Origin of the sequence: Streptomyces sp. NPDC058812, assembly GCF_042744565.1 — a bacterium.
In the GTDB taxonomy this organism is placed as follows: Bacteria; Actinomycetota; Actinomycetes; order Streptomycetales; family Streptomycetaceae; genus Streptomyces; species Streptomyces thinghirensis.
This window is the reverse complement of the sequence record NZ_JBHYOB010000018.1, coordinates 135,007-145,366: the sequence shown is the minus strand read 5'-3', so window position 1 is coordinate 145,366 and position 10,360 is coordinate 135,007. Positions and strand designations below refer to the sequence as shown.

The window sequence follows — 10,360 nt, the reverse complement described above, 5'->3', positions numbered from 1 at the left end:
CAATCATGCCGGCCCCCACACCGCTCTCCACCTAATCCCCCCCCCCACCCACCGCCGGCCCAAACAACCTGTCCGGGGGGGGGGCCCCGGGGGCCCCCCCCCGCTTCGCCGTGCCGCGACAGGGCGGCCCGGCGTCACACTCCGCCACCCTCCGTTTGCTTCCGGCAAGCCCCCGCTCCTGTGGGCGGCCCCTTGCTCACGGGCGGATAACAAGAAGGACAGAAGGGGTTTTCAGGCAGGTCTACGCGCGTTAATCTGCGGCGAAGCCAGCGCCGTACCCGAACCGTCCCCGGCGCTTGTACGACAGGAGCACCAGACATGCGCCGGATTTCCCGGATCACGGTCGCAGGCGCAGCGACCGCCTCCCTGGCCCTCGCCCTCTCCGCCTGCGGTGGCACCTCGACCTCCTCCGGGTCGTCGGAGTCCAAGGGCGACAAGGGCCTCGCCATCGCCTACGACGTCGGCGGCAAGGGCGACCAGTCCTTCAACGACGCCGCTTACGCGGGACTGGAGCAGGCGAAGAAGGAGTTCGGCTACGAGACGGCCGACATCGAGCCCACCGACGGCGAGACCAACGCCGACAAGGAGCAGCGCCTGGTCTCCTTGGCCAAGCAGGGCTACAACCCGGTCGTCGGCGTCGGCTACGCGTACGCCGCCGCGCTGAAGAGCGCCGCCGAGAAGTACCCGGACACCACCTTCGGCATCGTGGACGACGCCACGATCGAGGCGAAGAACGTGGCCGACCTGGTCTTCAACGAGGAGCAGGCCTCCTACCTCGCCGGCGTCGCCGCCGCCAAGAGCACCAAGACCGACACGGTCGGCTTCGTGGGCGGCGTGGACATCCCGCTGATCCACAAGTTCCAGGCCGGTTTCGAGCAGGGCGTCAAGGACACCGACCCCAAGGTCAAGGTGATCTCGCAGTACCTGACGCAGACGGCGGAGGAGGGCGGCTTCTCCAGCCCCGACAAGGGCAAGACCGCCGCCGAGGGTCAGATCGAGAAGAAGGCCGACGTCGTCTACGCGGCGGCCGGTCTCTCCGGTCAGGGCGTCATCGAGGCCGCCGCCGCCAACAAGGTCTGGGCGATCGGCGTCGACTCCGACCAGTACAAGCAGGAAGCCCTCGCGAAGTACAAGGACTGGATCCTGACTTCGGCCACGAAGGACGTCGCCAAGGCGGTGTACAACCTGGCGAAGTCGGTCGAGGACGGCAAGCCCGAGACCGGTATCGTTCGGGGCGATCTGAAGTCCGGCGAGGTCGGCCTTTCGGACTCCAACCCGAAGTTCGCGGACAACGCCGAGCTCCAGGCAGCCATCAAGACGGCCAAGGAGAAGATCGTCAGCGGCGAGATCAAGGTCAAGAGCAGCTGAGCCGAGCAACACCTCGAACAGCGTGTAACCGCGGTGGTCGCACCGCTCGACGGGGTACGAGGAGGACGCCTCCGAGTCCTCCTCGTACCCCGTCGTGTCGATGTGCCGCCGCCGCTTTTAGATGCCGTAGGGGCGCTACGCGCGTAGACGGCCCCCGTCCCCAGGAGAGTGCGCCATCAACGCGTCCAGCAGCCCTCCGGCCGGAGCGGCGGTCAACGAATCGGTGACCGCCGTCGAACTCGCCGGGATCACCAAGCGATTCCCGGGTGTCGTGGCCAACCACGACATCCACCTGACCGTCCACAAGGGCACCGTCCACGCCCTCGTCGGCGAGAACGGCGCCGGCAAGTCGACCCTGATGAAGATCCTCTACGGCATGCAGAAGCCGGACGAGGGCACCATCGCGATCGACGGCGAGAAGGTGGCCTTCTCCTCGCCCGCCGACGCCATCGTCCGCGGCATCGGCATGGTCCACCAGCACTTCATGCTCGCCGACAACCTCACGGTCCTCGAGAACGTGGTCCTCGGCAGCGAGAAGCTGTACGGCATCGGCGCCAGGGCCCGCCGGAAGATCAAGGAGATCTCCGAGCGGTACGGCCTCGGTGTGCGCCCCGACGTCCTCGTCGAGGAACTCGGCGTCGCCGCCCGCCAGCGCGTGGAGATCCTCAAGGTCCTCTACCGCGGCGCCCGCACGCTGATCCTGGACGAGCCGACCGCCGTCCTGGTCCCGCAGGAGGTCGACGCCCTCTTCGACAACCTGCGCGAACTCAAGGCCGAGGGTCTGTCGGTCATCTTCATCTCGCACAAGCTGGGCGAGGTGCTCTCCGTCGCCGACGAGATCACCGTCATCCGCCGCGGTACGACGGTCGGGACGGCCGTGCCCGCCGAGACGACGCCGCGCCAGCTCGCCGAGCTGATGGTGGGCAGCGAGCTGCCCACCCCTCAGACCGCCGAGTCCACGGTCACCGACCGCCCGGTCCTCACCGTCGACACGCTCCGCCTCGCGGCCCCCGGCGGCAAGGCCCTGCTGGACGACATCTCCTTCACCATCCACGCCGGCGAGGTGCTGGGCATCGCGGGCGTCGAGGGCAACGGCCAGACCGAGCTGGTCGACGCGCTCATCGGCCTGCGCCACGCCGACTCCGGCACCATCCGCTTCCTCGACGAGGACATCACCGCGCTGCCCACCCGCAAGCGCCGCGAGCAGGGCGTCGGCTACATCCCCGAGGACCGCCACCGCCACGGCCTGCTCCTGGAGTCCCCGCTCTGGGAGAACCGCATCCTCGGCCACGTCACCGAGAAGCCCAACAGCAAGGGTGTCTGGCTGAACCCGAAGGGCTCTCAGGAGGACACCCGCCGCATCGTCGAGACGTACGACGTCCGCACCCCCGGCATCGACGTCACCGCCGCCTCGCTCTCCGGCGGCAACCAGCAGAAGCTGATCGTCGGCCGGGAGATGAGCCACAAGCCGCGCTTCCTGATCGCCGCCCACCCCACCCGGGGCGTGGACGTCGGCGCGCAGGCCGCGATCTGGGACCACATCCGCGAGGCGCGCCGCGAGGGACTCGCCGTCCTGCTGATCTCCGCCGACCTGGACGAGCTGATCGGCCTGTCCGACACCCTCCGGGTGATCTACGACGGCAGGCTGGTCGCGGACGCCGACCCGGCCACCATCACCCCCGAGGAGCTGGGCTCGGCGATGACCGGCGCCGCCTCCGGTCACCTCGAACACGAAGAGACCCCGGCCGACGGCGGCCCGGGTGCGGAAGACGAGGCCCGCTGATGAAGAAGTTCGACAAGGAGCGCGTGCTCCTCGCGGTGGCCGGTCCGGTCATCGCGCTCGCCGTGGCTTTTGTGCTGAGCGCGATCGTCCTGATCGCCTCGGGCAAGAACCCGGTCGAACCGTTCGCCCTGATGTTCGAGCAGGCTGGATTCTCCGACATCCAGGTCCTGATCATCAACCAGGCGTCGATGTACTACATCGCGGCCCTGGCGGTCGCCATCGGCTTCCGGATGAACCTGTTCAACATCGGCGTCGACGGCCAGTACCAGCTCGCCGCCATGATGGCCGCGATCGTCGGCGCCCACGCCAACCTCCCCGCCGCCCTCCAGATCCCGCTCCTCCTCCTGACCGCCGTCCTCACCGGCGCCTTCTGGTCCGGCATCGCCGGTGTCCTCAAGGTGACCCGCGGCGTCAGTGAGGTCGTCGCGACGATCATGCTGAACGCCATCGCCACCTCCGTGATCGGCTACCTGTGGCTGCCGGACGTCTTCGGCGTCAAGATCGGCAACAACAACACCACCGGCGAGATGCACGAGTCCGGCTGGGTCCCCGGCATCGACATGGGCGCGGCCGGCGAGATCTACGGCCTGGTGATCCTCGCCCTGCTGCTCGGCATCGGTTACTGGGTCGTCCTCAACCGCACCCGCTTCGGCTTCGACCTGCGCGCCTCCGGTGCCTCCGAGTCCGCCGCCGCGGCCAGCGGCGTCAACCCGGGGCGCATGGTGCTCACCGCGATGCTGCTCTCCGGCGGCCTCGCCGGCCTCGCGGGCCTGCCGATCCTCCTCGGCGACACCCACACCTACAGCCTCAACTTCCCCACCGGCATCGGCTTCCTCGGCATCGGCATCGCCCTGCTCGGCCGCAACAGCCCCGTCGGCATCGCCTTCGCCGCCCTGCTGTGGGCCTGGCTCGACAAGGCCAGCCCCGAGCTGGACTTCCACGGCTACGACAAGGAGATCGCGGTCATCATGCAGGGCCTGATCGTCCTCTCCGTCGTCGTCTCCTACGAGGCCGTCCGCGAGTGGGGCCTGCGCCGCCAGCAGCGCCGCGTCGGCGCGGAGCTGGCCGCCGGTCACGTCCTCGGCGCCACCGACAACACCAAGAAGGAGGTGGCTGGCCGATGACCACCGCAACCGACCTCAACCAGCCCACGCTGGAGCACGGGGCGCCGGCCGGCCGCCGGATCTCGCTGCCCGTCCTGCTGCTGATCATCGCCGGTGCCCTGGCACTGACCTCCATCGTCCGCCTGATCACCGGCGCCAACGGCATCACCAACGTCAGCCAGATGTCCACCGCGCTCCAGCTCGCCGTGCCGATCGGCCTCGCCGGTCTCGGCGGCCTGTGGGCGGAGCGCGCGGGCGTCATCAACATCGGCCTGGAGGGCATGCTGATCCTCGGCACCTGGTTCGGTGCCTGGGCCGGCTTCCAGTGGGGGCCGTGGACCGGCGTCCTGATGGGCATCGTCGGCGGCGCGCTCGGCGGCCTCCTGCACGCGATCGTGACGATCACCTTCAACGTCAACCACATCGTCTCCGGCGTGGCCATCAACATCCTCGCCCTCGGCGCCACCCGCTACCTCGCCCCGCTCGCCTTCGAGGGCCACCAGGGCGGCTCCGCCAAGCAGTCCCCGCCGGTCGAGTCGCTCGGCCACTTCTCGGTGCCAGGGCTCTCCAGCGGCCTGGAGAGCCTGAACGACCAGCACTGGTTCCTGATCTCGGACATCGCCGGCCTGCTCGGCGGCCTGGTCACCGACGTCTCCTGGCTCACCCTGATCGCGGTCGCCCTGATCCCCGCCAGCTGGTACATCCTGTGGCGCACCCCGTTCGGCCTCCGCCTGCGCTCCTGCGGCGAGAACCCGGTCGCGGCCGAGTCCCTCGGCGTCAACGTCTACAAGTACAAGTACCTGGCCGTGATCATCTCCGGCGGCCTGGCCGGCCTCGGCGGCGTCTTCCTCTCCATCGTGGCCAACCCCTTCTACCTGGAGGGCCAGACCAGCGGCCGCGGCTACATCGGCCTCGCGGCGATGATCTTCGGCAACTGGATGCCGGGCGGCCTCGCCATCGGCGCCGGCCTCTTCGGCTACACCGACAGCCTCAACCTGCGCGGCGGCTCCGCCAACGTGCACGCCCTGCTGCTGCTCGGCGCGCTGCTGCTGGTCGCCGGCGCCATCTGGCTGGCGATCCGCAAGCAGTACGTCAAGGCCGCGATCACCGTGGTCGTCGGCGCCCTGGTCTTCGCCTGGTACGCCACCACCGACGACGTCCCCAACCAGGTCGTCTCCGCGACGCCGTACGTCGTCACCCTCGTCGTCCTCGCGCTGTCCGCACAGCGCCTGCGCATGCCGAAGGCGAACGGCGTGCAGTACCGGAAGGGACAGGGCAAATGACCGACGCCGACTGGGGCGCGCTGCGCACGGCGGCCCGCGAGGCGATGGTCCGGGCCTACGCCCCGTACTCCGGGTACGCCGTCGGCGCCGCCGCCCTGGTCGACGACGGCCGCACCGTCACCGGCTGCAACGTGGAGAACGCCAGCTACGGCATCGGCCTGTGCGCCGAGTGCGGGCTCGTCTCCCAGCTCCAGCTGACCGGCGGCGGCCGGCTGACGCACTTCGTCTGCGTCGACGGCCACGGCGAGATCCTCGTGCCGTGCGGCCGCTGCCGGCAGCTGCTGTACGAGTTCGGCGGCCCGGAGCTGCTGCTGGAGACTCCCGCGGGGATCGTCCCCCTCTCGGAGATGCTCCCGCAGGCCTTCGGCCCCGACCACCTCACCAAGTAACTCCCGCAATCCCGTAAGGAAAGCCAGGTATGGCCATGGACGTCATCTCCGTCATCCGCACCAAGCGGGACCGCGGCGAACTCAGTGCCGAGCAGATCGACTGGGTCATCGACGCCTACACGCGCGGCGAGGTGGCCGACGAGCAGATGTCGTCGCTCGCGATGGCCATCCTGCTCAACGGCATGAACCGAGGCGAGATCGCCCGCTGGACCGCCGCGATGATCGCCTCCGGCGAGCGCATGGACTTCTCGTCCCTGTCCCGCCCGACCGCCGACAAGCACTCCACGGGCGGCGTCGGCGACAAGATCACGCTGCCGCTGGCGCCCCTGGTGGCGGCCTGCGGCGCGGCCGTCCCCCAGCTCTCCGGCCGGGGTCTCGGCCACACCGGCGGCACCCTGGACAAGCTGGAGTCGATCCCGGGCTGGCGCGCGCTCCTCTCCAACGAGGAGATGCTGAACGTCCTGGACACCACCGGCGCGGTGATCTGCGCGGCGGGCGACGGGCTGGCCCCGGCGGACAAGAAGCTCTACGCCCTGCGCGACGTCACCGGCACGGTCGAGGCGATCCCCCTCATCGCCTCCTCCATCATGTCCAAGAAGATCGCCGAGGGCACCGGCTCCCTGGTCCTGGACGTGAAGGTGGGCAGCGGCGCCTTCATGAAGACCATCAAGGACGCGCGGGAGCTGGCCTCCACGATGGTCGGCCTCGGCACCGACCACGGCGTGAAGACGGTCGCGCTCCTCACCGACATGGCCACGCCCCTCGGTCTCACCGCGGGCAACGCCCTGGAGGTCCGCGAGTCGGTCGAGGTCCTGGCGGGCGGCGGCCCGTCCGACGTCGTCGAGCTGACCCTCGCCCTGGCCCGCGAGATGCTCGACGCGGCGGGCCTGCCCGACGCCGACCCGGCGAAGGCCCTCGCCGACGGCTCCGCGATGGACGTCTGGCGCCGCATGATCTCGGCCCAGGGCGGCGACCCGGACGCGGCCCTGCCCACGTCGAAGGAACAGCACGTGATCAAGGCGGGCGCCACCGGCGTCCTGACCCGCCTCGACGCCTACGACATCGGGGTCGCCGCCTGGCGCCTGGGCGCGGGCCGCGCCCGCAAGGAGGACCCGGTGCAGGCCGCCGCGGGCGTCGAACTCCACGCCAAGCCCGGCGACACGGTCACCGAGGGCCAGCCCCTCCTGACCCTCCACACCGACACCCCGGACCGCTTCGAGTACGCCCTCGCGGCGGTGGAGGGCTCCTACGACGTCGCCCCGGCGGGCACGGCCTGCACGGCGTCGCCGGTGGTGCTGGAACGTATCGCCTGACCAGGGGGTTCCTCGATCGGGTGAACGGGACCGGTGGACCTGCACCGGTCCCGTTCGGCATGCTGGACTCGGTGACGCACCGATTGGAGACACCGCCATGAGCGCACTCAGTGCCGAGCCGACCCCCGGAGGGGCGGGCTGGGAGGAGGTCGTCCGTGTCCTGGAGGAGACGGACGCTCCGGAGGGCAGCAAGGTGGAGATCATCGAAGGGATCGTCACCGTGGCGCCTCCGCCGTCCGAAGCGCACAACGACACCGCCGAGCTGCTTCAACTCAGTCTCTACACCGCCGTCCCAGAGGGGTGTGGCATCTACCAGACCTTGGGTCTGCTGGTCCCGGAGACGGCGGGGGTCTTCCAGCCTGACCTGTGCGTTGTGCCCAGGGCGGCGTTGCGACAGGGCAGGAGAGTGCATGCGAGTGAGGCGGAGCTGGTGGTGGAGGTCACCTCTCGCAGCAACGCCAACCATGACCGGATCAAGAAGGTCAGGGGCTACGCCCGCGCCGGTGCCCCTCTCTACCTTCTGCTGGATCCCTGGCACAGCGGATGCCCGACGGCCACGCTTTACGGAGTGCCCGAGGACGGCACCTATCGCGTCCTGGCATCGGTGGAATACGGCGAGAAGCTGACGTTGCCGACTCCCTTCGACCTGGAGGTCGACACCGGAGTCTTTCCGACAAGCTGAGCCGCCGTCACCCCAACACCGCCGCCACCCCCACCAGCACCGGCACCGAAACCACCGTCGACACAAGAATCGCGTCCCGTGCCAGCCGCTCGCCCACCCCGTACGTCGACGCGTACGTGTACAGGTTCTGCGCCGCGGGCAGCGCCGACGTCACCACCACGTCGAGCAGTTGGGCGCCCCGCAGCCCGAACACCCCGGACGCCAGCGCCCAGGCCACCGCCGGCTGCCCCACCGCCTTCAACGCCACGGCGAGCAGCACCGGCTGCCGCTCCGCGCCCCGCAGGGGCATTGTGGAGCCGCACAGGCCGATACCGAAGGCCAGCAGGACCGCCGGGACCGACATGTTGCCGATCAGGGTCACCGGATCCATGACCGCGTCCGGCACCCGTACGCCGCTCGCGGCGACCGCGACCCCGGCCAGCGAGCCCAGCGCTATCGGATTGCGCAGCGGTGTCAGCAGCACTCGCCACAGCGGGCCCTTCCCGCCCCCTCCCGACAGGTCGAGGATCGTCACCGCCACCGGCGTCACCAGCACCAGCTGGAACAGCAGCACCGGCGCCACCAGCGAGGCGTCGCCCAGGACGTACACGGCGATCGGGATGCCGAGGTTGCCGGAGTTCACGTAGCCGGAGCAGAGCGCGCCGATCGTCGTCCGGCCCACGCCCCAGCCCCGTACGACCCCCACCGCGACGAAGACCCCGGCCACCGCGACCGTGGACAGCGCCGTGACCAGCAGTCGGCTGGAGAAGACCACCGACAGGTCGGCCGTCGCGAGGGTGGTGAACAGCAGGGCGGGGGAGGCCACGTGAAAGGCGAGCTTGGTCAGGACCTCGCGTCCCTGGGGGCCGAGATGGCCCCGCAGGCCCAGCACATAGCCGACGGCGATGACGACCGCGATGACCGCGAAGCCGGTCAGCACCCCCTGCACGGCACCTCCCCGCCGAGCGGACGGGCCTGGAACGGCATGGGGCGGGGAGGCGATACGTGGGGCATGCAGCAAACCCTCCGGGGACGGGTGAGCGCACGTCAATGTGATCTCTGCCGACGGGCACCGATGAGTTCCCGGACCGCGCCGGGTCTACCGCACGTGGACGCCGTGACACCCGCCGTACTCGTGCTGCCCGGGCCTGTCTCCCGAGGGGAGACACCCCGGCTCTGCGACGAGGTGCGCGCGCTGCTGGAAAGCACCCGGGCCGGGGTGGTCGTCTGCGACGTCGGCGGGCTGGGACCGCCGGGGCTCGCCGTCGTCGACCTGCTGGCCCGCCTGGAGCTCACCGCCCGGCGGGCCGGGGGCCGGATCCGGCTGCGCGACCCCGACCCCGCCCTGCGCGGACTACTGGACCTCGTCGGCCTCCGCTTCGAGACGGAGCGGCAGGTCGAACAGCGGGAACCACCGCTTGGTGTCGAGGAAGCAGTGGAACCCGGTGATGCGGCCGTCTGAGATCTCCAGCACCTGGACCGCCCACGGCGCGAAGCCGCCCGCCTCCTCGTCCGGCTTGTAGTGCGCGAAGGCCGGCAGTCCGTTGGCCTCGACCGGCACCAGCCGCGAGTTCGCGCACGCGGCGCCGAGGGTCGTCATGAAGCCGGTGATGTCCGCCGAACCCGACAGCCACAGGTCGAACGGCGGCATCGTCATGACGGCGTCCTCGTGCAGCAGCGCCGTCAGCGCCGTCATGTCGTAGCCCTCGAAGGCCGCGACGTAGCGGTCCAGGAGCTTTTGCTGCTCCTCGTCCAGGGGGTCGGACACCGCCGCGCCGTCCCCCTGGTCCGCCCGCTCGGCGAGGGTCGCGCGGGCGCGTTGCAGGGCGCTGTTGACGGACGCGACCGTCGTGCCGAGCAGCTCGGCGACCTCGCTCGCCTTCCACGCCAGCACCTCGCGCAGGATCAGCACCGCCCGCTGCTTGGGCGGCAGCTGCTGCAGCGCGGCCATGAAGGCGAGCCGCACGGACTCCTTGGCGACCGCGGCCTCGGCCGGGTCGGCGGTCGAGGGCAGTACGCGGGCGTCCGGCATCGGCTCCAGCCAGGTGTGGTCCGGGCGGGGGGACAGGGCGGCCTGGGCGAGCGGCGTGGAGTCCGTCAGGTCCATCGGGCGGGCCCGCTTGTTGCCCGCGGTCAGCATGTCCAGGCAGACGTTGGTCGCGATGCGGTAGAGCCAGGAACGGAGGCTGGAGCGCCCCTCGAACTTGTCGTAGCTCCGCCAGGCGCGGACCAGGGTGTCCTGGACCGCGTCCTCGGCCTCGAAGGAGGAGCCGAGCATCCGGTAGCAGTACCCCGTCAGCTCGACCCGGTGCTTGTCCAGCGCGGAGTCCAGCTCCGTCGTCACGGTGCCGTTGGTCATCGTCCACCCACCCCTGTGGCGTCCTTCGTGCGCGTCTTCGCGCCTCGCACTTCGGAAGCTACCGCAGGGGACTGACAATGGCCTGTGCAGTCAAGAAAGGC

10 protein-coding genes are annotated in these 10,360 nt (G+C 70.3%); 8 read left to right on the top strand and 2 right to left on the bottom strand.

The genetic code is table 11. The annotated features are described in order from the left end of the window. Positions 1-318 precede the first annotated feature (318 nt). The 7 genes from ACFW48_RS30285 (at position 319) to ACFW48_RS30255 (ending at position 7,921) form a co-directional block, all read left to right on the top strand. The gene (locus ACFW48_RS30285) at positions 319-1,368 is read left to right on the top strand and encodes a BMP family protein (RefSeq protein ID WP_386320118.1); all 1,050 of its coding nucleotides are present in this window, start codon (positions 319-321) and stop codon (positions 1,366-1,368) included. Between the two features lie 223 nt (positions 1,369-1,591). Then, on the top strand, positions 1,592-3,151 hold the full coding sequence (locus ACFW48_RS30280; protein ID WP_386320115.1) for an ABC transporter ATP-binding protein: 1,560 nt from the start codon (positions 1,592-1,594) through the stop codon (positions 3,149-3,151). Continuing rightward, complete coding sequence (locus ACFW48_RS30275; protein ID WP_386320112.1) at positions 3,151-4,275, top strand: ABC transporter permease; 1,125 nt, start codon at positions 3,151-3,153, stop codon at positions 4,273-4,275. Before ACFW48_RS30280 ends, ACFW48_RS30275 begins: the two co-directional genes overlap by 1 nt. Next, positions 4,272-5,537 (top strand): ABC transporter permease, encoded by a 1,266-nt coding sequence (locus ACFW48_RS30270; protein ID WP_386320109.1) that lies wholly within the window; start codon positions 4,272-4,274, stop codon positions 5,535-5,537. The genes ACFW48_RS30275 and ACFW48_RS30270 overlap by 4 nt, the downstream gene beginning before the upstream one ends. Then, positions 5,534-5,926 carry a cytidine deaminase gene (locus tag ACFW48_RS30265; protein ID WP_386320106.1) on the top strand — a complete coding sequence of 131 codons (393 nt, stop codon included), beginning with the start codon at positions 5,534-5,536 and terminating at the stop codon, positions 5,924-5,926. The genes ACFW48_RS30270 and ACFW48_RS30265 overlap by 4 nt, the downstream gene beginning before the upstream one ends. A gap of 35 nt (positions 5,927-5,961) precedes the next feature. Further along, positions 5,962-7,239, top strand: coding sequence for a thymidine phosphorylase (locus tag ACFW48_RS30260; protein ID WP_386320176.1), 1,278 nt, complete (start codon positions 5,962-5,964; stop codon positions 7,237-7,239). 97 nt (positions 7,240-7,336) lie between these two features. Continuing rightward, a complete protein-coding gene (locus ACFW48_RS30255) occupies positions 7,337-7,921 on the top strand; it encodes a Uma2 family endonuclease (protein WP_386320104.1) in 585 nt (194 codons plus the stop codon). A gap of 7 nt (positions 7,922-7,928) precedes the next feature. Here the strand turns inward: ACFW48_RS30255 and ACFW48_RS30250 are convergent, their stop codons facing one another. Further along, positions 7,929-8,849: an AEC family transporter gene (locus ACFW48_RS30250; protein ID WP_386320101.1), complete on the bottom strand. Its 921-nt coding sequence runs from the start codon at positions 8,847-8,849 to the stop codon at positions 7,929-7,931. 126 nt (positions 8,850-8,975) lie between these two features. Between ACFW48_RS30250 and ACFW48_RS30245 the strand changes: the two genes are divergently transcribed. Next, positions 8,976-9,362 carry an STAS domain-containing protein gene (locus ACFW48_RS30245; protein WP_386320099.1) on the top strand — a complete coding sequence of 129 codons (387 nt, stop codon included), beginning with the start codon at positions 8,976-8,978 and terminating at the stop codon, positions 9,360-9,362. Here the strand turns inward: ACFW48_RS30245 and ACFW48_RS30240 are convergent. Next, complete coding sequence (locus ACFW48_RS30240; protein WP_386320098.1) at positions 9,255-10,259, bottom strand: sigma-70 family RNA polymerase sigma factor; 1,005 nt, start codon at positions 10,257-10,259, stop codon at positions 9,255-9,257. The genes ACFW48_RS30245 and ACFW48_RS30240 overlap by 108 nt on opposite strands. Positions 10,260-10,360 lie beyond the last annotated feature (101 nt).

Coding starts and splice junctions, on each gene's coding strand:
- ACFW48_RS30285 (WP_386320118.1), top strand. CDS start 319: ATGCGCCGGATTTCCCGGATCACGGTCGCAGGCGCAGCGACCGCCTCC.
- ACFW48_RS30265 (WP_386320106.1), top strand. CDS start 5,534: ATGACCGACGCCGACTGGGGCGCGCTGCGCACGGCGGCCCGCGAGGCG.
- ACFW48_RS30275 (WP_386320112.1), top strand. CDS start 3,151: ATGAAGAAGTTCGACAAGGAGCGCGTGCTCCTCGCGGTGGCCGGTCCG.
- ACFW48_RS30255 (WP_386320104.1), top strand. CDS start 7,337: ATGAGCGCACTCAGTGCCGAGCCGACCCCCGGAGGGGCGGGCTGGGAG.
- ACFW48_RS30240 (WP_386320098.1), bottom strand. CDS start 10,259: ATGACCAACGGCACCGTGACGACGGAGCTGGACTCCGCGCTGGACAAG.
- ACFW48_RS30260 (WP_386320176.1), top strand. CDS start 5,962: ATGGACGTCATCTCCGTCATCCGCACCAAGCGGGACCGCGGCGAACTC.
- ACFW48_RS30245 (WP_386320099.1), top strand. CDS start 8,976: ATGAGTTCCCGGACCGCGCCGGGTCTACCGCACGTGGACGCCGTGACA.
- ACFW48_RS30270 (WP_386320109.1), top strand. CDS start 4,272: ATGACCACCGCAACCGACCTCAACCAGCCCACGCTGGAGCACGGGGCG.